This window comes from Niameybacter massiliensis (assembly GCF_001282685.1).
GTDB classification, from domain to species: Bacteria; Bacillota; Clostridia; order Lachnospirales; family Cellulosilyticaceae; genus Holtiella; species Holtiella tumoricola.
Window position 1 is genome coordinate 1,631,430 of sequence record NZ_LN875035.1, and the last position, 24,034, is coordinate 1,655,463.

The window sequence follows — 24,034 nt, forward strand, 5'->3', positions numbered from 1 at the left end:
GGTTATCAGCTTTTTTTGCGTGATTAAAAGGAGGAATAAAATGATTCTTACAAGCTTAGCATTAATCTTTTTATGTGGTTTACTACTTGGTGGACTAATGAAAAAGTTAGGTTTACCTGACTTACTTGGTATGCTCATAACCGGCATCATACTTGGTCCTTATGCTCTTAACTTACTAGCTCCTAGTATTTTACAACTCTCTGCTGATTTAAGACAAATTGCTTTAGTCATTATTTTACTTCGTGCCGGTCTTTCTCTTGACCTTGAGGCACTCAAAAAGGTAGGGCGTCCTGCACTTTTGATGTGTTTTGTACCTGCTACTCTAGAATTATTAGGTACTCTAATCATAGCACCTACTCTACTTGGAATTTCTTTATTAGATGCAGCTATTCTTGGCACTGTACTTGCTGCTGTTTCACCTGCAGTTATCGTGCCAAGGATGGTAAATCTTATCGAAGAACAACGAGGTACACATCATAGTATTCCTCAACTGATTATGGCTGGCGCTTCTGTAGATGATATTTTTGTCATTGTGTTATTTACCTCATTTACAGGTATTGCAGAAGGTGGGCAATTTAGCATAGAAAGTTTCTTAGGTATCCCCCTTGCCATTCTACTTGGAATTGTTGTCGGACTTGTTGTTGGTCTTTTACTTACAAAATGCTTTAAATCTATGCATCTTAGAGATTCTATAAAAGTTATTATTATCTTAAGTATTGCCTTTTTACTTGTTAGTCTGGAAAGTACAATTAAAGCAACTATTCCCTTTTCAGGCCTTATTGCTATTATGACTTTAGGTGCTACACTCTATCGTAACTATTGTCCACTCGCTAGTAGGCTCTCTAATAAATTCTCCAAGCTGTGGATTGCCGCCCAACTGATACTCTTTGTTCTTGTTGGTGCGACAGTAGATTTAAGCTATGCACTTAAGTCAACTATCCCAGCCTTATTAGTCATCTCCTTTGCCCTTGTCTTTAGAGCATTGGGTGTATGGCTTGCACTACTTAAGACACCTCTTACTAAGCAAGAGCGTATTTTTTGTATTGTGGCTTATATGCCAAAAGCTACAGTACAGGCCGCTATAGGAAGTATTCCTCTTACAATGGGACTTAGTTGTGGGCCTATTGTACTTACTATTTCCGTTATTGCAATAGTACTTACAGCACCTCTTGGAGCCTTTGGTATAGACTATTTATCTCACCGCCTTTTACCTATTGAATAATAGCTATAAAACCACTTATATAACTGACAAAAGGCTATAAAACGAGAACAAAATTCGTTTTATAGCCTTTTATATCTAACTTCTACCTCTTACCAACACATTTTGTTAGCTGTCATACTTTTTTGTGCCTCATTATACTGCATCATTTCCCCCGCACCTTCTTGTCTATAAGGTGTTTTAGGCAATCTCACTTCTTCTAATTCTACAATATGGTCTAATTGACCTTCTATATAGCTATTCACGATACGCTTTGTTGTACGAAGCCTTTGAAGCATCCCACCTATTCTTAAATCTAATACTTCATAACCAATACTTTTATTCGTCATTTGCCATTCATTAAAACGCTTTTCTCCAAATACTTCTAAGACATCAATTAATGGCTCAACTTGTCTACTAATAATTTCTTTTAATTTTATCTTATCCTGTACTTGATAAGCATCTAATAGATTTACACCTAAATTCCACTTTAATTTTAATACCTTGGCAAATGCAGCATACATTTCGTCTACTTTTTTATAAAGTATATTGAATTCATTATCAGCTTCTTTCTCAAAATAATTTTGTAGCTCTTGGTAATATGAAGTTAAATCTTCTTGGATAGCTCTTGTATGATAGACAAACATGCTGCAAAGTGGGTCTTCGTAAAACATATATTTACTTGGATTTACTGTAGCCGATGGGTCACTGACCTCTGGTAAAATATCAAAGGCTTCTTGTTTCATAAAGTTTTCATAGCTTAATCCACTACAAAATGCTAATCTTTTCTTAAAGTCTTCTAAATCTACCGTCTCTTGATAACCATGTTCTGCAAAAAGCACTGTTCCAAATAAGCAAGTGCTAAGAGGTGCCTCACTTCCCTCATCTCCCCATGCTGTAGCTAAAACTTCTTTTACACCTGCTTTTTTACAAGCCATCAGTGCAGCATTAGTGGATACATAGGTTTTAGTATGATGCGGTGCATACCCAATCCAACGCCATGCCCCTCCAGCAAACATTACCTTTCTATCTAATTCTGTTCTCCTATTAAGATTATATGTATAATGCGCTTCACTATTGTTGTAGTAATCCCAATACATTAGATCTACTTCTTTAGGAATATTTCCTGCGTCATCTAATGATCCATGATTAAAGAACATATCATCCCAAATCATAGGCTGTAGCCCATAACGATTACAAATCTTTAATATATCCTCAAGATGCTTATTCATGATGGTAGACTTACTTTCAAGTCCATGTTTATCTGCATATCTTCCTCTCCCTAGATTAAAAGCTTCATCCATTCCTATATGTATACGTTTACTTGTAAAGGTATCTGAAAGTTGTCTAAGCATGTTATCTAAGAATCTTTTAACCTCTTCATTACCTACGCATAAAATATTATCTATATCTAGATACTTATTTTTAGGCTCATCCCATGCTAAGAAATGTTCTAAATGAGCTAATGTTTGAATACATGGAATAAGTTCTATACCAAACTTGAGAGCATACTGATCAAGTTCTTGTAACTCTTCTTTTGTATAACGTCCTCTCATATAACCAAAATACTGCTCACCTTCTAGCTCATATACATCTTCCATGTAAAGCATCATGACACTATGCCCCATAATAGCAAGACGCTCAATTAGTTCTTTTCCATACGCTATATTGAGAACACCATTTCTTGAACAATCTACCATCAAACCATTAAAAGTAAAATATTGCTTCTCTTCTATTTCAAACTCTTGAACGCCTTCTTGTAGCTTTTGAATAACATACCCTATTGCCCTAAATAAAGTATTTATATTCTTATATTCTATAACAGCATTTTCTCCTGTCACTTTTACTTTCAATCCATCTATAGAAGTTTCTAGGCACTTTAAAATTCTTCCTGTTTCTATTATTTCAAATTCAAATCGTCTTCCTAGTAAACTAAGAGGTTCTTTTAAACTTTCCTCTAAACCAACTACATTTAATTGAATCATCGTAAATTCTCCTTCTCTCTAAGTATTCTTTATATACGATTGATTAAATTAAATTTTACTATATTTTTACTATTTTTTCACTATATTTTATTAATAAATTCATCTATCTCAAATAAAGCAACTTAGGTCTTTGATAAAATATATCATTCTACCTATAGTTGAAAATTTCTCAATAAATAAGTTATTCATATCTCAAAAGTAACTGCTATACTTTAATAAGAACCAGCGCTGATTACTTTATAATGAGGAGCAATACTTATGAATATTAAACTAGGTGAAAAAATTAAATATTTACGTAAGAAGAAAAATATTTCTCAAGAGATACTTGCAAATTATCTTGGTATTTCATTTCAAGCAGTCTCTAAATGGGAAAATGGCGCCACTATGCCTGATGTATGTTTAATCCCTGCACTTGCTTCATTCTTTGGTGTATCAACAGATGAACTCTTTGATTTTAATCTCTATGAAATCGAAAACAATGTTAATGACATTGTTCTAAAATCAAGTGAATATTATTATTGCGATCCTGAAATGTGTGAAAAAATATTACGTGAAGGATTAAAGAAATATCCTGGTAATGACATCCTACTTAATTGCATCATTGGGGTTATACCTATACCAGAAAGAAGCTCAGAAGTTATAGACATGTGTCAGATATTAATTGAATGTACAAAACATGATGATATTAAATATGATGCATACCGTATTCTGGCAGAAGCATATAAATCTATAGGAGAATACAGTCTTGCTAAAGCAACAATAAATAAGATTCCTGAGATTTATTTTACTAAGTTAGAAGTTGCTGCTCTATTGCTTGATGGAGAGGATATGTATGAAGCAGCTCATAAACAAAAAAACCTATCTGCAGATTCTCTTATAGAAATGCTTATAAAACTTGCTGATTTCTATAACCAAGCAGGTGAAAAAGAAAAATCAAAAACACAATTACTTATTGTTAAAAAAGTAATCGATGCTTTTAAAGATGATTTCACTGCCGAATTTTTTAAAAGTACTATCTACGAAACTAGAAAAGACTTCCTAAAAGATATTGAAACAAAGATAGACTTATTGAATTAACCTTGGGTAAAAGGAGCAACTTCATTTTAAATGAAATTGTTCCTTCTAAGATTAACTATTAGTTTAGATATGTATAGATGTTACTTCTTTTTGCATCTGCATAGTTCAATAGCTTCTTGTGCCATATAGTAAACATCCTTTAATAAGTGATCTTTAATTTCTTTTAATTCTTTTTCCGAATACCACCTTAAATTAAGAGATTCATCCTCTTGTGGTCTTAACTCATCAGTCATACTTGTAGCATAAAATACAAAGTCTATATGTTCATGTCCCTTCTCAATCTCACCCCATATCGTGTGTATGGGATTAATCAATACCTTTTCTCTCTCATTATCTACATTTTTATCCTTTAAGCTATCTATGTCATATAATTCTATTTTAATTCCGGTCTCCTCTAAAGCCTCTCTTTTAGCAGTTTCCTCAGGTAATTCGTTTAACTCTATATGACCTCCAACAGGTAATAATATTTGGGCTTTTTTGTGCTTATGAAGTAAAACTCTATTATTATTTACAACATAAATAGATACTGTAAAGTGTCTATTCATACTTTCATATTCCCCTCTCTCAACCTATAAAATTTCTCACCAAATAAAAATATTATAAACTAATATAATCCTTTTAGCATTATTTCATTAATTTTAGGAACTTTTTTATAAGAATATGCGTCTAAACTATCATATATAGGGAGGTCTAGAGATGAAAAAACTATTATTAATTGTAATATGTATAATCACCTTGTCTCTTCTTGGCTGTAGCAAAAATACCCATCCCCCTCTTCCTACACTTCAACTCACATATAACGATCAGCAAATTCCAATTACTCAAGGTGGTTATCATTGGACTTATCAAACTGGCTTATTGACAAGTAAGAGCGTTGTTGCTGATGCTGCTAGCCCTAGCCAAATTGCCCTTAAAATGGGTGGAACTATGATCACTCCATCAGCTAATATCTCTTTAAATTTTTCAACTATACCAACTGATGTAAAGATTTACTCTTGGGTTGCTGAGTCTTCTACCCTTTATTCCACATCTACTGATAGTTTTGGCCTACCTTCTGAAGAGGGTACATATATCTTCGAGATTATCGGTACTTGGCCTGAAGGCTCTGTCTCTTATACCACTAAACTTATTGTAAAGCCATAATAGAAGCACCATTAATGTTAGATCAACCAACATTAATGGTGCTTCTATTTAATCTTCTTACATCATTTTTATATATCGTACAAGCTTTGCTTCAAACTCCCTTAAATCTAAGTTCCGCCCTACTCTTAGACTTTCTCTTTCTTGTACAAATAAAATCATAAGAGGGAGAGCATATACTTCAAAACTTGTTGCCACTTCAGGATATTTTTCACCATTAACTTCTATTGCCTTTATCTTTGGATATTTAGCAAGAATATTCTCTACTTTCTCCTTAATCACTTCACAAGCACCACAAGCACTTCCTGTAAAGTAGACAACCACTAAGTCATGTGCTTTAATCTGTTCTTTTACTTCTTCTTGGTTTGTTATAGATTGCATATCATCTCTCCTCCTACGCCTATTTCTATTTACTTCATCTATCTTTATTGTTTATTTAAGTACTTTATAAATGTATCTCTTTGTTCATATACTTTATTTTTACTTAGTTCTCTACATAGATTAAAATATATTGTTTAATAATATCCCATTTTTTTATTTTATCCTCAAATAATGTATTATATCCAAATTTCTTTATTTCATAATTAAAAATAACCTGCATCTCTATGAAAGCAAATAAATATTTACTCGTAAAGTCATAAAATGTTCTATTATATTATTTTTCAAAAATAATATCACCTTTTTGTGCAACCACTATTCCATTTTTGTTCCTATACTGCGAATATATTAAAATAGTTATTATACTCATTTCATCAGCAATATGTACAATTAACAACTTATCTTTTTATAAATATCTTACAATCCTCTATTCTTCCATCAAAAAATGTGACGGATTCTATCTTCTCATTTGTATATATAGGTTAGAGGTTAAAACAATGCTAACTCTTCTTTCTAAAGTATGACCTTTTTACCTCTTAAAAGTTTTTATATAATGCAAAGATGGGCTACTAAGAACTCATCCTAGGCTGTTCTTTATAGCATTTCTTTATCTAAGAAAAGTTTTATATTTCTAGGTCCCCCTCTTACCTAAAATGTATATTATTTTTCTTAGGATTGAATTTCTGTTAGCTGTGGCAAACTTCAGAAATTCATTGCATTATCCATATGCCTCACTCTTTTTTAGCTAAACTTAAGCTTCTTTTAGAATTTCAAGTTCTTGTAGTCTATGTTTCTAATGTGCACAATCTTAAAAGTTATTTAACTAGCAACTTATCGTGATCTATGCCTTGCATCCTTTCACTAATAGACGCTTACTTAAGTCACTTACAAGACCATCCACTTATAAGTCATAGTTTACAAAAGCCTCATTCACTTTGAAGTTAAACCTAGCTTATTTCGTGAGCACTTTGCCACACAACAATAAAGCTAACCTAAACCTGTCCATTTGATAAAAGGGGGAGACAGTCTTGGGTTAGCTTTTTGTTGTTTATTCTTATAAGCTCAATTTAAATCTATTTATTGCCTCTTTTGCTTCCACCCTGGCCCTTGCTTTTGCCTGGTGCTTGTCTTTTATCAAAGCCACTACGCCCTCTTCTAATATCTGATTCTTTCTTGCTTGGCGCTGCTTGGAAGGCTTTACTTACATTTTTAGCGTGCATTTCTGGCTTATCTGCTAACTTCTTTTTGAGACTTGTAATATGTTTAGTTGCCATATTAATAGTCCATTGTCTATCAATCATACGAACTTCAATACCTGTCTCATTGAACAGTTCTTCATAGAGTTCATTACAACGTTGTACATTGTTTGCAACTTGTTGACCTTCTTCTTGTTGGCTTCTACGTTTTTTCTTTAAACACTCTCTTGCTTCTTGTTCATTTAAAAAGATGCAATTGTTAGGTACACGTTGCTCTTTTGCTCCTGCACCCACCATACATACTGACATTCTCTCATCTTTTCTTTTTACTTCACATTGAAGTACTTTATCTCCTAATACGCAATACATCTGTCATTCCTCATTTTATCTATAGATTTTTCTATAGTATACCATATTCTTCTAGTTTTTATCACACCTAAAGTCCTAGTTATTACTTAGCTTGTTTCATTCATCATGACTCGTTATAATATTTGATTTAATCTCCCCCCTACTGATGTTCTGCCTATACTAGTGGAATGATTATAATCACTTTTGCTCCCGATCTATCTTCTCTATTCATAAGTTTTAAACTTCCACCATGCAATACTATAATCTGACGTGCAATATGAAGTCCCATTCCGTAGTGCCCTTTACGCGACCTACTTTCTTCTCCCATATAAAATTCCTTGCAAGCGTTTTGCAAATCTTGCTCACTAAAACCTTTTCCCTCATCTTGGATGATTATACTTAATTGTCTATATGCATGCTCTCCTATTGCATCAACTTCCATTGTTACCCTTGTCATTTCTTTTGTATGATCGATTCCATTGCTAATAATATTCATTACAGCTCTGTTCAAAAGTTCTTTATCAATATTTATCTTATATTCTTCAGTTCTATCTGCCACTTCAAATTGAACTTGTCTAACCTCAGCAAGTTGTCCACCTTGCTGGCTTACCTCTTCCATAAATGTCTTAAGGCTCACCCTTTTTCTATTTAATGTGCCTATTTCATCCGAATGAGAAATATCTAATAATAATGTCACATAGTCTTGGATCTGCTTGCTATTTTTCAAGATATATCCACTATATTCTTTTTGTTCTTCATCTAATGTATCATCTTCAACAAGTAACTCTGCATTTCCTTTTATAATTGTAAGAGGTGTTTTAATATCATGTGCAATGGCAGCCATTTGCTCTCTTTTCCTTTTTTCCAAATTCCACTGCACTCTAAGTGCATCGCCTAAAGCTTCCTTTAGTTGTTCGAGAGACTCACTAATCTCATTAAATTCCTTTATAGAAGTAGGTGCTACCTGAAAGTCTAAATTTTGATTTTTAATTTGTTCTACAGCCTCTTCTAAAGGGATAAGCGCACGCTTAATTCTTTTAACATAAATACCAGATACAATACTTACTCCTAACACTATACTCCCTACTAATATAAGTATAAATAAAAGCTCTACATTAGGAAGATACTTTTCTAAAATAGGAGAGCTATAGTGTGCACCTATTCTATATAGTAATACGCACCATTGTTGTTTACCTTCCACTAAAATATATTGGGTTAGTCCATCTGGTTTATCTCCAGTTTGCACATATAATCTTGCACGCTCTACTTCTGATGCCTTTAGATTTGTTCCTAATAAATTCTCCTCTATATCAAATAAGGCGTAACGACATCCACCTGGTATATCCGCTAGGCTTATAGTTTCTTTTCCTCCTAATGTGTCACGTACCTTGAATACCTTCTGCTCCTCATAGTTAGCTGGCAAAATAAACTGTGTCTGTACAAGTATATTCATGACTAAAGATACAATGGCTAAGATTAGCAAACTGGTAGTGCCAATAACAATCATGTATTCTATAAAAATACTTTTAAGTGTTCTTTTTCTTATACCCATTTATAACCAATCCCCCAAACTGTTTCAATAGGCACAAGGCCATAAGGTTTCAGCTTAATACGTATATTTTTGATATGCACTGTAATCGTACTCACATCACTTTCTCCCTCGTACCCATAGACCTTTTCATATATACTTTCTTTTGTAAAAACCTGTCCCTTATTATGAGCAAGATATTCACAAATAAGATATTCACTTTTAGTTAAATTAATCTTCTCCCCATTCACTAACACTTCTTTGCCTGAAAGATCAAAGTCCACCCCCGATACATGCAAAGTATGTTTTTTCTCTCGTTGCTCTCTTCTTAAATGCGCTTCTACACGTGCTCTTAACTCACCTGTACCAAAAGGTTTAGTTAAGTAGTCATCTGCTCCTATACATAATCCATACATAATATCATTTTCCATACTCTTTGCCGTTAAGAAAATAATAGGTACATCTACTTGGTGACGTATCTGCTTGCAAAGCTCAAAGCCATCCATCCCTGGCATCATCACATCTAATAATATTAAATCATAAAACTTATAGTCTTTTTCTAATACTTCATATGCCGAAAAGGCAGTAACAACTTCATGTCCTGCCTTTTTTAATACATTTGCAATTAGCTTTACTAAATCTGCTTCATCATCTACCACCAAGATCCTACTCATTGCACACTTCCTATCTTTATCCTACTCATTTCTCTTGGAACTCATCTTAACACCTTTAGTCTACACCTTTATACATCCTTATGAAAGCTCCATTTAATCAATTATATCTTATTCATTTGATATGTCTTATCCCTATAGAATCCTTTTAAAAATTGAGTTAAGGTTTCTCTTATCCTTTGAAAAATATAAAAGATAAAATGTAAAATACATAAACGTGAACTGGATAAAAGGCATAGAAGAATCCTTTCATACTACGTCCCCTTTGGCCGTTGTATAAACACATGAAAGGAATTGCAAAGATTCCTATCCACTCATAGTAAGTTGTAAATAAATTGGCTACTGTAAGGTCTATTCCCATTAAAAGAGGCATTCCTATTGTCCATAGTAATGTAAATATCCCAAATACACTTATTTGAAGTACTTTACGCTTCTTGAAGCCATAAAGAATTAAACCTGCTATTACATAGAAGATTCCTCCTTCAACAAACATTGGTAAAGGTAAAACTGTTGTCATCACTAATCCTAATACTGGCATCATACTCATTGGTAACAAATAGGCTAGACAATTTGGTAATATCCCCACTGCTAAAAATGCTATACCTTGTACTCTTTTCTTCTGTTTCAAACACTCTATTCCTTCTACTAATATTAGAATAAGTGTAAACGTTGCAAAAATATTATTTATCGGATAAAATCCATCTGGTCTGCTGAGCCCAAAGGTTGCAATACAATAATTAATCGTTCCCATCAAAACAGACATACCATACATACGTCCTATATATTTTTTTCGGCTACGTGTATGACTAAATCCTTCTAATACCATATATAAAAAGAGATACCCCGATATCCTCCCAAGTTGTGAAAATAATGTAGGCACTTGCCCTGTATACTCAAAGAAATAATGAATATGATCAAATACCATCAATACTAATGCAATAACCTTAATCTGAAATCCCGTTAAACCATTTTTCCATATTGGTACTACACTCCTATTTACACCCTCTTGTTGCTTCACTTCACTTACTAAATCTATACATTGACCATTTTTCTCCATAAAAAACACTCCTTATCTTTTTAACTGATGACTGGCATCTGTTTAATAGTATAAGGAGCATTTCTAAGGATTTTCTAAAGATTTATTTATTTTATTCAAGACCACATAACTTTCTAAGATAAGCTATGAGTTCTAAGCTTTGATTGAGATAGTCTTCATATTCGTCTGGCTCGAGCAAGACATAATCTTCACTCTCATAACGTCTATCATAATAACTATCTGTCAAAAACCTGGCAATACGTTTAAAATCCTGTAATTCAGGAAATGCCTCTTCAAGTTTAGCAATCATTGCTGAAAGACTATGACTACGCATAACTTCATTTGCATGTTCACGTACAAGATGTTTTAAGTATTTTTCTGCACACTGCTGGCAGTTGACGATTGTAGGATCTTCCATCCCCTTTACATCTTTAATGTGTTGAATCAGTTCATAATCAGTGTTGGCAAAGTCAAGCATAGACCTATTCACCACACACCGCCTCCTTTAATGGCAGCATATATTTTGTAATTTCACTTTCAAATGAGAGTTTACTGGCTAACTCATAAAAACGTGCCTTATTATAAATTTTCACATCTACTTCATAAGTGTAGTGTATTTTTTCCTCATAGTCTTCTCTTAAATCCATACGCAGCATCTTAGCTTCTTTCGGTGTTAAGGGTCTCTCTAATAAGATTAGAAGATCAATATCGCTGGTGGATTTAATTTCTCTTTTAGCATAACTACCAAAGAGATAAACTTCATACTCTCCAAGATCTAAAGCTTTAAAATGCTCATAGACTGCTAAAAGTCTTTCTTGATAGATACTAGGAATATCAATCACCTGTTCTCATCTCTTTTCTTTTGTAGAATACGTATACTTTAAAAATGTTGACCATTTTCATAGTAACTACTTTCCTTAAGTGGCACAAAATATACTTCAAGACATGATATACCTGCTCCAAAGTATTTTGTAATACATTCTGCGACTTTATCTTGTACTTCCTGACCACGGTCGAACCAGGCTACTTCAATAATTGCAGGAGGCTCTACTTCTTTACCTTCCAAAATAAAAGTAGTATGCATACATTCAAGTGTAAAGTAATCCTTTGGACAGCCCACAATCATTGCAAGATCATTTACAAGATCACGGCTTACTTGTTTTATTTTTGGCATTTGAATACCACGAATACGTAACATTGGCATAATTCTATTCTCCTTTAAAATGTCCATAGTCTAATCTAGTCATCTCTTATCATATCATAAACAAGGTTCTTTCGTTCAGATGAAAAAGTAAAAAGGAGGTTCCTAATGTTGAATTTCTATATTAATAGTTTATACTTTGTACTTTATAGTATGCTAGGTTGGTTGTCTGAAGTTATCTATTGTTCTATTCCTAGAAAAAAATTTATTAATAGAGGCTTTTTAAATGGTCCCTACTGTCCAGTCTATGGATTTGGCGCACTACTTGTTATTCACTTTTTATGGCCTTTTTATCCCTATCCTTTACTGGTATTTCTATTGGGTATTATAGTTACAAGTCTATTAGAATACATAACAAGCTTTCTCTTAGAAAAGCTCTTTCATGCCCATTGGTGGGATTATTCTCAGCACCACTTTAATATTCATGGACGTGTCTGCCTACTTAATTCTACACTATTTGGCTTACTTTGTTTGATACTTGTCTATGGGATCCATCCTTTTTTGACTAAAGGAATCTTCAATATACCTAGTACGTTTCTCCCACTTATTGTGATGGGATTTAATATTATTTTGTGTGTAGATATTGTTGTAACGCTCTACACCATTACATCTCTCAAAGACCGTGTTCATTCAATCTCTGAACTAAACACTACTTTGAAAGAAAAGTTGTATTTACTCGAAAATAAACTTTCATCTCTAGAAGAAAAACATTTACTCTCAGAAGGACAGCGTAACCTAAGGTGTGCTGAATTCATTACTTATCTTGAAAATGAAATGAATAAAAAAGTAGCTATTAAAAATATTCTCCATGACCGTCTGTTAGATGCATTTCCTAGCTTTCACTTTATTCATCTTGAAGAGTACATTTCAAAACTACGTGATCGTCTAAAATAAGTTTATCCTAAAACTTTAATTTCAAACCACGTACATTTTCCATAGTGTATAAAAACACATTTTTTGCAAGTCCTAATGACATACCATTAAATTTTAAAATCTGAATTCATTTGATACCAAAAGAGGGTGTCACACAGTTAACCTCATTGGTTATTGTGTAACACCCTCTTTAGAATTTACTATTTTTTAAGCCTCTTCTGTATTTTCAAATTGGCTATTATAAAGTGATGCATAGAATCCATTTGCTGCAAGAAGATTATCATGTGTTCCTTGTTCAACAATATCCCCATCTCTCATTACAAGAATAAGATCTGCATTACGAATAGTGGATAATCTGTGGGCAATAATAAAGCTTGTGCGACCTTTCATAAGGTTTTCCATTGCTTGTTGAATGAGTACCTCCGTACGTGTATCTACTGAACTTGTTGCTTCATCTAGAATAAGTACTTTAGGATCTGATAAGATTGCTCTTGCAATAGTAAGAAGTTGCTTTTGCCCTTGAGACACATTACTTGCTTCTTCATTAAGCACCATGTTGTAACCATCTGGAAGTGTTTTTACAAAGTGATGTACACGAGCTGCTTTTGCTGCTTTAATAACCTGTTCATCTGAAGCTTCTAAATTACCGTAACGGATATTTTCCATAATAGATCCATTAAATAACCATGTATCTTGGAGTACCATCCCAAAAGCATCTCTAAGTTCACTTCTATTGAAATCTTTGATATCATGACCATCAAGGCGAATAGCTCCTGAGTTTACATCATAGAAACGCATAAGAAGCTTGATCATTGTTGTTTTACCTGCTCCTGTTGGTCCTACAATAGCTACTTTTTGACCTGGTCTTACATGTGCTGTAAAGTCATTAACAATAATCTTTTCTGGATTGTAACCAAAGTGAACATGTTCAAAGTCCACATATCCTGATAGATTATCTATACTTACTGGTTCTTTCGCAAACTGTTCTTCTTCCTCTTCATTTAAGAATTCAAAAACGCGCTCTGCTGCAGCTGCTGTTGACTGCATTAAGTTAGCAACTTGAGCTGTCTGTGCGATCGGTTGATTAAATGATCTCATATATTGAATAAATGAAAGGATATCCCCTACTTCAATCGTATTTTTAATTGCAAGCCATCCTCCAAGAATGGATACCATTACATAGCCAAGGTTTCCAATAAAGCTCATAATTGGCATCATCATACCTGATAAGAACTGAGATTTCCAAGCTGAATTATAAAGTGTATCATTAAGTTTGTTGAACTCTTCTACTGCTGCTTCTTCTCCATTGAAAGCTTTTACAATATTGTGACCACCATATATTTCTTCTACCTGACCATTTACATGACCAAGGTATTCTTGTTGTGATTTAAAGTATTTTTGTGATTTCTTAACTACAAGTGTGATAAACACCATAGATAATGGAAGTACTAATAAAGCAACAAGTGTCATCACCCAACTAATAGAGAACATCATAATGAGTACCCCTATTAAAGTTGTAATGGATGTAATCATTTGTGTCATACTTTGGTTAAGGTTATTACTAATCATATCTACATCATTTGTTACTCTTGAAAGTACTTCACCATGTGTTTTAGTATCAAAATACTTAAGCGGCATACGGTTCATTTTCTCAGAAATTGCTTTTCTAAGATTATAAGATACTTTTTGTGATATTCCTGACATTACAAAACCTTGAATGAAAGAGAACAATGCACTAATAATATATAGACCTAATAGGAATAAAAGCATATTACCAATGTAAGTGAAGTCGATTCCTCCACTTCCACCACTTACTTTGCTTACAAGTCCCTCGAAAATCTTTGTTGTTGCTTTACCTAATAATTTCGGTCCTACAATAGAGAAAGATGCACTTCCTATTGCAAAAATAACAACTGTAATAATAGAAATTTTAAATGGAGCTAGGTATTTAATTAAATTTTTCATTGTGCCTTTGAAATCTTTTGCTTTCTCACCACCCATAGCCCCCATTGGACCGTGTCCACCACCTGGACCAAACCCTCTTTTTGGTTGTTGTCTTTGATTACTCATGAGTTAGCTCCTCCTTTGAAAGTTGTGATAAAGCAATTTGCTCATAAACTTCACAGTTCTTAAGAAGCTCTTCATGTGTTCCTTTTCCTACAATTCTTCCTTCATCTAATACAATGATTTGATCTGCATGAAGAATTGTACTAATACGTTGAGCTACTATGAGTACCGTACTATCTGCTGTTTCCTGTTTAAGTGCTTTACGAAGTACCACATCTGTTTTGTAGTCAAGTGCAGAGAAACTATCATCAAAAATATAGATTTCAGGATCTTTTGCAATAGCCCTTGCAATAGAAAGACGTTGTTTTTGTCCTCCTGAAACATTGGTACCGCCTTGTGCAATCTCTGAGTCAAAACCTTCTGGTTTGGCAGCAATAAAGTCTGATGCTTGAGCAATCTTGGCTGCTTTTTCAATTTGATCTTGTGTGGCATCTTGTGTACCATATCTTAAGTTGCTATCAATTGTACCTGAGAACAATACACCTTTTTGAGGTACGTAACCTATTTTTTCTCTTAAGTCATGTTGACTTACATCTTTGATATTGACACCATCAACAAGAATCTCACCTTGTGTAGTATCATAAAATCTTGGAATAAGGTTAATCAATGTAGACTTACCACTTCCTGTACTTCCAATAAACGCTGTTGTCTGACCTGGTTTTGCTACGAAGTTAATGTCCGTAAGTACATCTTCTTCCGCATTAGGATATCTGAAAGATACATTTTTAAATTCTATAATACCTTTTTGTGCTTGATTAAAAGCTTTTGTTGCTTTTGGATTTTTAATGGTTACTTCTGTTTGTAAGACTTCTTCTATACGTAATGCAGATACTGATGCTCTTGGAAGCATAATAGATACCATAGAAATCATGAAGAAACTCATGATAATCTGCATTGTATATTGAATAAATGCCATCATATCACCAACTTGCATTGTTCCTGCATCTACACTATGAGCACCTTTCCATACAATAAGTACGGTGATACAGTTCATAATAAGCATCATGATTGGCATCATTGTTGCCATTGATCTATTTACAAATAATGTTGTTTTCATTAAGTCTTTATTCGCTTTATCAAAACGTTCTTCTTCATGTTTTTGGGTACTAAATGCACGAATAACAAGCATACCTGTAAGAATTTCTCTCATAACAAGGTTTACTTTATCTACTAACTTCTGAACCATTTTGAACTTTGGAATAGCAATTGCAAATAATACTAATACAAGTGTTAAAATAGCCATAACTGCTACAGCAATAATCCATGCCATAGAAGTATTCGTACCAAGGACTTTAATTACACCACCAAGTCCTAGAATTGGTGCATAGAATACAACTCTAAGGAGCATAACCATAAGCATTTGAATTTGTTGAATATCATTTGTACTTCTTGTAATTAGAGAAGCTGTTGAGAATTGATCAATCTCTGCATTTGAGAAAGATACAACTTTGTTGAACACTTTTCCTCTTAAATCACGTCCAAGTCCTGCTGCTACACGTGCACCTAAGAACCCTACTGTTACAGTAGCTGCCATACTTATAAGAGCAATTAGTAACATTAATCCACCAGAGTATAGGATATAATTTGATTGCATTTTTTCCATATTAAGTCCAATAGCTTCATATTCAGCTTTTACAACTTGTGTTGCTGATTGAGTAATCATACTTTCTGGCATATTAGCAAATTGCTCATTGATTTTTTCTTGCATCGCTACTAATTGCTCTTTTGGCATCTGAGCAATCATTTGTGTAACATCTGTACCTTCTGGAATAGTTATACCAGAAGGTAGTTCATCCATTTTTGAAAGGGCTGAAAGAGGTAAAATAGCTCTACCAAATATATTATTAAGTTGTTCCTTAACTTCTTTATCTTTAGTGTTTAATTTATAAACTTGTTCCGTTGCTGCAAGAGGATACTCATTGACCTCACTTCCATCAACCAGTATATAATTTGCTTTTACTAACTCTTGTTCCTCGTCTGACATAAATAGTGTGAGTTTATCTAACTCTGTCTTGCGAATTACTTTAGGTATAGCATTTTCTACGCCACCTTGTTGAATACCTACATTGACAATATTAGATGTATAATCTGGCAATGAAAGGTCACAAATTGCTTGCACCATAAGTAATACAACGATTACTAATATAGACAAAGCTGATCGTTTTAAATACTTAATCATCTTCAACATCGCTTTTCCTCCTCAAAGTTGTCTCTTTTAATTATGATTTTGTATTAATTATATTTTCATAACTATTATAAGTCAATAACTTTTATTTGTGTAACTAAGATGTTTGGGGTATACTAAAAATAATTAGCCGTTTACAAAGGAGACTTTATTATGAGTACTACCAATTTACCTAATATATCTGATCAATTATTTGAATTGGTTGTAAAATTAAACACTAAAATTTTTAATCAAGAGGAGTTCCTTAAAAGTTTGCCTATTCCTCCATCTCAGGTAAAGGTTATTTTCTACCTAGTGCACAATGGACCTGCCTCTGTATCTCATATTGCAGATAAACTCTGTATTTCAAAACCTAATATGACCCCTATTATTGACAAACTTATTTTAGAGAATCTTGTTTCTCGTTCTGAAGATCCTACTGATAGACGTGTCATCCTTGTAGCAGCCACACCAAAAGCTAAAAAGGTCTTAGAAGGTCAGCGTCAAATCATAAAAGAGCGCCTTATCTCTAAACTACAAAGCGTTCCACCAGAAAATCTCCCACAATTATTAGAGGGTATAGAAATGCTCTCACCTATGCTAGATTTTCTTAAATAGTATTTTTAGTTATTATATTAAAAGCCCCCTTAAGATTTACCTTTATGCAAAGGTTCCTTAAGAGGGCTTTTATATTTTTTAAATTATTCAACTGATTTTAATGCATCAATCATATCAATATTTTTCAATTTAATATGCATCATAATCATAACTAAAAATGCAAACATAAGTGTCATACATCCTGATGTGATATAACTGCTCATATAAATATCTGGTACCATCATCATTGTATCTGTCTCTGCAGTCATTAAGATAAAACTAAAAAGTACTTTCCCCATAACTGAGCCTACAAGTATGCCTAATAGCGTTAAAATAATATTTTCTCTGAAGATGTACATGGTCACTTCATTATCAAAGAATCCTAAAACTTTAATCGTTGACAACTCTCTTATACGTTCAGATACATTAATATTAATTAGATTATATAATACAACAAAGGCTAAACACCCTGAAGATACAATTAACACTAACATAACCATATCTAAACTAGAATCCATACTAGAATTCTCTAATACTGAAACTAACGTTACATTGATTACTTTATCGGTATCCATTAATATGCTTTGTACACTATCTTCATTTTGTTCTGAACTAAATTTTAGAAGTTGTGCATTATAAGTAATTGCTTTATTAAATACCTCTTCATAGTACTGTGGTGATAAATAGAGATTATGTCCATAGTAGTTTTCTGTTATAGCATCTACTCTAACTTCATAAGTATTTGCATCTGAATCTTGGAATGTTATTATATCACCTTTAGATACACCTAATAGTTTTGCTAGCTTTTCGTTTATAATTGCTCCATCATTAGAAAGGTGATAGGTCTCTTGAGTCTTCCTATCTCGGAGTGTCATATAGTTATTTAATGCCTCTACATCTTTAGGAGCATATAACATAACTGTTTGTTTATTCATTCCTTCTTTTCTAAATGTGATCGATTCTTGATGTATATCTAAGCTTGACTCATAACCTTGTAATTGATTCAATGTTTCTTCATAAGCCTGATTCTCTTCTTCTGTTACATCTTCATTAAATACAACCATCGCGTCGTACTGAATCATCTGACTAAACTGCTTCTCCATTGACTCTGAATTAGACTTTTTCAAAGAGAAACCTGTTACAAGCATAGCCATACACCCTGCTATCCCAAGTACAGTCATAATCATACGTTGCTTATATCTAAATAAGTTTCTAAAGGTTACCTTTTGATTGAAATTCAGCCTTCTCCATAAAGGTATAATTCTCTCTAAGAATATCTTTTTCCCTAGCTTTGGTGCCTTAGGTCTCATGAGATTTGAAGGATGATCTCTTAGTTCTTCCATTAATACAAACACAGAAGCTCCTACTGTACATAATATAGACAAGATCATAGATTGTACAATATATGAAGTATAGTAGTGTATCTTAAGTTCTGGTGTATCAAACATACTTGCATAAGCACTATTAATAATATAAGGAAGTGCACTACTTCCTACTAAAATTCCAAGAATTGCTCCTATAATACTTGCTAAGGCTGAATACACTACAAACTTTTTAGCAATTTCTAAGTTAGTATATCCAAGAGCCTTCAATGTACCTATCTCCCCCCTTTTTTCTTCTACCATTCTTGTCATTGTAGTTAAACAAATTAAGATGGCAACTAAGAAGAAAAATACTGGAAAAACAGAAGCAATATTATCTAAACTTTGTATAGAATCGCCATAGGTTGAATACCCTGGGTTATCTGTTCGATCAAAGAAACAATACTTGCTACTATCTAGATCATTTAATTTAGCCTTTTCATTTTCTATTTCTTCTTTAGCTTCTACTAATTTTTGCTTATTATCCTGAATTTTCTTTTCACCATCAGCAAGTTGAATCTTAGCATCTTCTAATTGCACTCTGGCTTCTTCAAGCTCTACTTTCCCTTCAATCTTACCTTTTTCAAGCTCTCTTCTTCCTTGCTCTAGCTCGCTTTTGGCTTGATCTAATTCTCTCTCGGCTTGCGAAATCTGTACTTTTCCATCATTGAAAGTTTTTAGTTCTTCTTTGTACCGAGTGAGTCCATTGTGATACTGGATTATTCCTTCAACTACATTTTGTAGTTGTGCTCTATTTTCCTCATTACCTAACTTAATTACATCAATATTTCGAGCTATATTTATAGCTAAATCAATCTGAGTTGGTGCCTTTGCTAGTTGATCGATTAAACCATTTAATTCACCTAGACCTAAACTAGCATCCAAAATCATGCCTTTCCAGTACTGAATCTTCTCTCTTGGTATTGCACTACCTTGTGACGTTTGTCCTGCAATATTTCTTATATCTTTTGCAAGTTCATCATAAGTATTGATTAAACGATTTAAGTTCTTAATTTGTTCTTGATACGTACTTAAATCATTGTCTGGATCAATACCTTCTGCTAAAAGTTCTTCTTTCGCTTGGTCTAACTGTACTTTAGCTTCTTGAAGCTGTTTTTCACCTGTCTCAAACTGTTGTTTTTGTGTAGTAAGTTCATTTCTACCTTGTACAAGCTGACTTTCCCCTTCTGCTAATTGTGCTTCACCATCTTTAATACCTTTTTCATAATCTAATAAGCCTTGCTCGTAGTCTTTGTGTGCCTTTGCAAGCTCTAGCTTACTTTCTGCTATATCTTTTTCCCCTTTGGCAAGTTCTCCTTCACCATCTTCTATTTCTTTATACCCTTTATCAATTTCTATCTTTGCTTCTGCCTTAACCTCTTCTATTCTTGCTTTTGTTCTTCCTGAAAATAATGTTTTTAAATGTTTGTTATTCTCTTCCATCTTTTCTTTGTATGCTTGGCTATAAGGGGCAACACCCTCTACATTTTTAAACCTTACATAAACTTCCGTATAAACATCCATTGCAATATCAGACTCATTAACAACTGCAAAGTAATCTATACTACCTTTTCCAATAGTTGTACTACCTCTAGAATCTTTATCGATATACATTGGATGTTTTGCAAAGCCAACAATCTCATATGCTGTACGATTAAACATCTCCATTGTATCTTCATCTGACTCAATGTTGTAGAGATCACCTATCTTTAATTCTTTATCAAATTGCAACGCCTTTTCATCAAGTACAATCTCTCCTGGCTTTTGTGGAAGGCGCCCTTCTACTATAACAAGTTGATTAATACCACTTATACTTCTAGGGTTATAGCTCATAAATTTAACAACACTATTTTTATTTGTTAGATTCACATCTAAACTTTGTGCTGCCTCATATTCTAATATACTTTCATCCTCTGCGAGTAACATTAAATCATTTTTAGTAAGACCTAAACTGGATACAATTTTACTATCCATAAGTTTCTGATTACTATAAAATTCATTAATAGTTGCTTCCATGTCTGGTCCACTTGATTTAATACCTGAGTAAAAAGCTACCCCTAAAAAGATAATAACCAATATGGATGCAAATCTTGCTTTTGATGATAGAATCTCTCTTACTATAGATTTACTATGTGTACTATTTTTCATCTTTGATCACCTCTACCATTCTATAGATTCTACCGGTACAGGACTTTGATTGATTTCCACACTTCTAACTTTTGCATCATTAATCTTAATTACTCTATTTGCAATAGGAGCAAGTGCTGAGTTATGAGTGATAATAATAACTGTTGTACCTGTATTTTTACAAGTATCTTGTAGCGTTTTTAATATTTGTTTACCTGTTTTATAGTCAAGTGCACCTGTTGGTTCATCACAAAGTAAAAGTTTTGGATTCTTAGCTATAGCTCTTGCAATAGATACCCTTTGTTGCTCTCCACCTGAAAGTTGAGAGGGAAAATTATCTTTTCTATGACTTAAGCCTACAAGCTCAAGAGTCTGGTCTACATCTAAAGCATTTTTTGAAATCTGAGTAGCAAGTTCTACATTCTCTCTTGCCGTTAAGTTCTGCACTAGGTTATAAAATTGAAATACAAAACCTACATCATTTCTTCTATAACTGGTTAACTGTCTATTATTAAATTTGGCAATATCTGTACCATCAATAATGACCTGTCCTTCATCACAAGTATCCATACCTCCAAGTATGTTAAGTACAGTAGACTTCCCAGCTCCACTGGGTCCTAATATAATAACTAATTCACCTTTTTCTACTGAAAAAGTAATACCATCATTGGCAACAACAACATTTTCTCCTATTTTATATCTTTTGTACTCATCGGTAATTTGTATATATGACATATTCATATTCAACTCCATTCATTTCAAATTATTAATCATACTCTTGTCATTAAGTAGACACCCCGTATGATTAATAGTACAATAATAAGTATAATAGTTAGTATAAAGAATAGCCTTATCTAGAACAATAATCACATCTATTCAAATTGATATTAAATAGACATTCTATAAAAATATGTCTATTTAATACCATTTATTTTTAAATTGTTAATGACTAAAACACATAAAAGGTGAACAAAATGGCTGGAATTAAAGGAAATCGCAGAATTATATATACCAAAACAGTAATTAAAGAGAGCTTAATTGAATTACTGCAAGATAAAGAAATTCATCAGATCACTGTTACAGATATTTGTAAAAAGGCTGATATTAATAGGGGCACATTTTATTCTCATTACAAAGACGCTTATGATCTTTTACAATCTATGGAAGATGAACTTTTTAATCAAATATTAGAATACGTATTAGAAATGCCATTAGAAACTCATCTTAATACGTTACTCATCAGTATCTTTGAGCTAATTGCTGAGAATCAGTCTTTATGCAAAATACTCTTTTGCAATCAAAGAGGCAGCCAACTCTTAGATCGTATACTTTATATTGCCCATAAGGCTGATATTGAATCCCTCGTACAAAGTCCAGAACTTGATGGCATATTTCTAGATTATTTAATCAAATATTCTATTGGGGGGATCTTATCAGTTATCCAAGTTTGGCTTCAAAATGGTTTAAAAGAATCTCCTGCCGACCTTGTCAAATTTTTAAGCAATATGAGTACCTACACTTATTATCCACAAAATTAAAAAAGGAGCAGAAGAATTATCTTTTAATTCTTCTGCTCCTTTTTTAATTCCCTTTTATGCCTTAAATACACTGTTCATATTCTTCATTTTCTTCTTCATCTAAATACCTATTTATAAAAGCTGTTGAATCTTGAATAACATACTCGTAACCCATATATTGTATTAATGCATCAAGTTCTATTCTAGTTATACCATCTTCTATCCAATAATGTAGCGGAACTACACTTCCATCTTCTAATACTATATCAATATAATCTTGTTCCCTTTCTAATATATAAGATTGACCCTCTAGTTGTATATAGACTTTTTTATCTTTATATTCATAGTTAAAGGAATCTATAAATTGACTTATATAACTGACTGGAATAAATATATGTTCATCTTTTAATAGTATATCCTTCCCCTCTTCTGTAACGATTAGTTCGTTATCTACTGATATTTCCAATACTTTATATACATCCATTAATAATTGCTCATCTTGCACACTGTATGTAATAGGCAAAAGTTCTGTTAAGCCATTTAGTTCTATTCGTGTAATACCTTTATTAACTTCATAAGATAGCTCTGTTGTTTTCTTTTCATTAAATACTATATCCATTTTATTTTGTCTCGTATCTAGCTGTACTTCTCTACCTTTGATATTTAAATATACTATCCTATCTCTATAAGTAGCTGATACATCATCCATTATATATGTAAGATAGCTTACAGGTATAAATACTTTATTTTCTTTATATATAATCTCTTGTGCATCTACCTCCTCAATCACTCTTCCATTCACGCTTAGTTTTAATACTTTTTCCTCTGGTAAAATGGCTACTGCTCTTTTGCCTAATGTATTATAACGATTTTCAACGACTTCTCGTTTGTACTTTTTCTCTTGTCCCGTATAAGGATCATTTAAATAAATATATGTTGAGTCATAGCCTACTAATAATAAAGCATGTTCATTACCAGGCCAACTAAACATTTCTCCCGTATCCAACCTCCATCTTTGTTGATAAACTACGTCTAGCATATTTATTGTAGCCCATATCATAACAGGTCTTCCATCCTTTACAACTTCTAAGAGTTGATCTAGTGTCTTCCCTGTTAAGTTTTCCCCTCGCTCAGGCAAGTATTTATTAATGACTTGTAATATAGGCTTTTCAAATACACCATAGCTAGATTTTGAATACGGATTTCCTACAAATCCTTTATTAGGATCTCCTCCATATCTTACACCATTTTTATAGTAAGATACGGGTTCTTTAGGAAGACTATCTGCTACCTGCTGTTTTGTCACATCCACACCATAATATCTTAATAACATAGTCAGTGCTGTTGCCTCACACCCTGTAGGCAATTCTGGAAACTGATTAATCACTGGTATATTATTTATTTTAGTAATCTTACTATTGATTGTTATTGAATCATTTGCATATAGAGTTACTGTATGATTAAATAACCAACTACTCATCCCCATAACTAATATCATCTTTTTGATTGTTTTTAATTTCATATTTCCCCCATGTACATTACTATTTTCTATTTATAATAAGTAAAAAAT

General features: G+C 32.9%; 21 protein-coding genes. 6 read left to right on the plus strand and 15 right to left on the minus strand.

Features of this window, described 5'->3' with window-relative positions; all coding sequences use genetic code 11:
- Nucleotides 1–43 precede the first annotated feature (43 nt).
- Nucleotides 44–1,222: a cation:proton antiporter domain-containing protein gene (locus BN2390_RS13030; RefSeq protein ID WP_053986321.1), complete on the plus strand. Its 1,179-nt coding sequence runs from the start codon at nt 44–46 to the stop codon at nt 1,220–1,222.
- Nucleotides 1,223–1,311: 89 nt separating this feature from the next.
- Here the strand turns inward: BN2390_RS13030 and BN2390_RS13035 are convergent, their stop codons facing one another.
- The gene (locus BN2390_RS13035; RefSeq protein ID WP_053984777.1) at nt 1,312–3,183 is read right to left on the minus strand and encodes a beta-N-acetylhexosaminidase; all 1,872 of its coding nucleotides are present in this window, start codon (nt 3,181–3,183) and stop codon (nt 1,312–1,314) included.
- 258 nt (nt 3,184–3,441) lie between these two features.
- Between BN2390_RS13035 and BN2390_RS13040 the strand changes: the two genes are divergently transcribed.
- On the plus strand, nt 3,442–4,260 hold the full coding sequence (locus BN2390_RS13040) for a helix-turn-helix domain-containing protein (RefSeq protein WP_053984778.1): 819 nt from the start codon (nt 3,442–3,444) through the stop codon (nt 4,258–4,260).
- An 80-nt stretch (nt 4,261–4,340) separates the two neighbouring features.
- On the opposite strand, the gene BN2390_RS13045 is transcribed toward BN2390_RS13040, so the two are convergent.
- Nucleotides 4,341–4,805: an NUDIX hydrolase gene (locus tag BN2390_RS13045; protein ID WP_053984779.1), complete on the minus strand. Its 465-nt coding sequence runs from the start codon at nt 4,803–4,805 to the stop codon at nt 4,341–4,343.
- A gap of 151 nt (nt 4,806–4,956) precedes the next feature.
- Between BN2390_RS13045 and BN2390_RS13050 the strand changes: the two genes are divergently transcribed.
- Nucleotides 4,957–5,403, plus strand: a complete 447-nt coding sequence (locus tag BN2390_RS13050) for a YajG family lipoprotein (protein ID WP_053984780.1) — start codon at nt 4,957–4,959, stop codon at nt 5,401–5,403.
- A 57-nt stretch (nt 5,404–5,460) separates the two neighbouring features.
- Here the strand turns inward: BN2390_RS13050 and BN2390_RS13055 are convergent, their stop codons facing one another.
- The 8 genes from BN2390_RS13055 to BN2390_RS13090 form a co-directional block, all read right to left on the minus strand.
- Entirely contained in the window at nt 5,461–5,781 is a 321-nt protein-coding gene (locus tag BN2390_RS13055) for a thioredoxin family protein (protein WP_053984781.1), read from the minus strand.
- 1,070 nt (nt 5,782–6,851) lie between these two features.
- A complete protein-coding gene (locus BN2390_RS13060) occupies nt 6,852–7,343 on the minus strand; it encodes a hypothetical protein (RefSeq protein WP_053984782.1) in 492 nt (163 codons plus the stop codon).
- A gap of 154 nt (nt 7,344–7,497) precedes the next feature.
- Nucleotides 7,498–8,874, minus strand: a complete 1,377-nt coding sequence (locus BN2390_RS13065; protein ID WP_053984783.1) for a sensor histidine kinase — start codon at nt 8,872–8,874, stop codon at nt 7,498–7,500.
- Entirely contained in the window at nt 8,865–9,524 is a 660-nt protein-coding gene (locus tag BN2390_RS13070; protein ID WP_053984784.1) for a response regulator transcription factor, read from the minus strand. Before BN2390_RS13070 ends, BN2390_RS13065 begins: the two co-directional genes overlap by 10 nt.
- Before the next feature lie 169 nt (nt 9,525–9,693).
- A complete protein-coding gene (locus tag BN2390_RS13075; protein WP_053984785.1) occupies nt 9,694–10,578 on the minus strand; it encodes a TraX family protein in 885 nt (294 codons plus the stop codon).
- A gap of 91 nt (nt 10,579–10,669) precedes the next feature.
- Nucleotides 10,670–11,047: a HEPN domain-containing protein gene (locus BN2390_RS13080; RefSeq protein ID WP_053984786.1), complete on the minus strand. Its 378-nt coding sequence runs from the start codon at nt 11,045–11,047 to the stop codon at nt 10,670–10,672.
- Nucleotides 11,040–11,399 (minus strand): nucleotidyltransferase domain-containing protein, encoded by a 360-nt coding sequence (locus BN2390_RS13085; RefSeq protein WP_053984787.1) that lies wholly within the window; start codon nt 11,397–11,399, stop codon nt 11,040–11,042. Before BN2390_RS13085 ends, BN2390_RS13080 begins: the two co-directional genes overlap by 8 nt.
- A 38-nt stretch (nt 11,400–11,437) precedes the next feature.
- A complete protein-coding gene (locus BN2390_RS13090; protein WP_053984788.1) occupies nt 11,438–11,761 on the minus strand; it encodes a DUF1904 family protein in 324 nt (107 codons plus the stop codon).
- 105 nt (nt 11,762–11,866) lie between these two features.
- Here BN2390_RS13090 and BN2390_RS13095 point away from each other — a divergent pair, with 105 nt between their 5' ends.
- Nucleotides 11,867–12,652, plus strand: a complete 786-nt coding sequence (locus BN2390_RS13095; RefSeq protein ID WP_053984789.1) for a putative ABC transporter permease — start codon at nt 11,867–11,869, stop codon at nt 12,650–12,652.
- Between the two features lie 186 nt (nt 12,653–12,838).
- Here BN2390_RS13095 and BN2390_RS13100 read toward each other — a convergent pair whose 3' ends face one another.
- The gene (locus BN2390_RS13100; RefSeq protein WP_053984790.1) at nt 12,839–14,701 is read right to left on the minus strand and encodes an ABC transporter ATP-binding protein; all 1,863 of its coding nucleotides are present in this window, start codon (nt 14,699–14,701) and stop codon (nt 12,839–12,841) included.
- Nucleotides 14,694–16,886, minus strand: coding sequence for an ABC transporter ATP-binding protein (locus BN2390_RS13105; protein WP_053984791.1), 2,193 nt, complete (start codon nt 16,884–16,886; stop codon nt 14,694–14,696). Before BN2390_RS13105 ends, BN2390_RS13100 begins: the two co-directional genes overlap by 8 nt.
- Before the next feature lie 150 nt (nt 16,887–17,036).
- Here BN2390_RS13105 and BN2390_RS13110 point away from each other — a divergent pair, with 150 nt between their 5' ends.
- Nucleotides 17,037–17,480: a MarR family winged helix-turn-helix transcriptional regulator gene (locus tag BN2390_RS13110; protein WP_053984792.1), complete on the plus strand. Its 444-nt coding sequence runs from the start codon at nt 17,037–17,039 to the stop codon at nt 17,478–17,480.
- Between the two features lie 83 nt (nt 17,481–17,563).
- On the opposite strand, the gene BN2390_RS13115 is transcribed toward BN2390_RS13110, so the two are convergent.
- The gene (locus tag BN2390_RS13115; RefSeq protein WP_053984793.1) at nt 17,564–20,968 is read right to left on the minus strand and encodes an FtsX-like permease family protein; all 3,405 of its coding nucleotides are present in this window, start codon (nt 20,966–20,968) and stop codon (nt 17,564–17,566) included.
- 12 nt (nt 20,969–20,980) lie between these two features.
- Nucleotides 20,981–21,682, minus strand: a complete 702-nt coding sequence (locus BN2390_RS13120; RefSeq protein WP_053986322.1) for an ABC transporter ATP-binding protein — start codon at nt 21,680–21,682, stop codon at nt 20,981–20,983.
- Nucleotides 21,683–21,921: 239 nt separating this feature from the next.
- Here BN2390_RS13120 and BN2390_RS13125 point away from each other — a divergent pair, with 239 nt between their 5' ends.
- On the plus strand, nt 21,922–22,485 hold the full coding sequence (locus BN2390_RS13125; protein ID WP_053984794.1) for a TetR/AcrR family transcriptional regulator: 564 nt from the start codon (nt 21,922–21,924) through the stop codon (nt 22,483–22,485).
- Between the two features lie 61 nt (nt 22,486–22,546).
- Here BN2390_RS13125 and BN2390_RS13130 read toward each other — a convergent pair whose 3' ends face one another.
- Nucleotides 22,547–23,986: a C39 family peptidase gene (locus tag BN2390_RS13130; RefSeq protein WP_053984795.1), complete on the minus strand. Its 1,440-nt coding sequence runs from the start codon at nt 23,984–23,986 to the stop codon at nt 22,547–22,549.
- Nucleotides 23,987–24,034 lie beyond the last annotated feature (48 nt).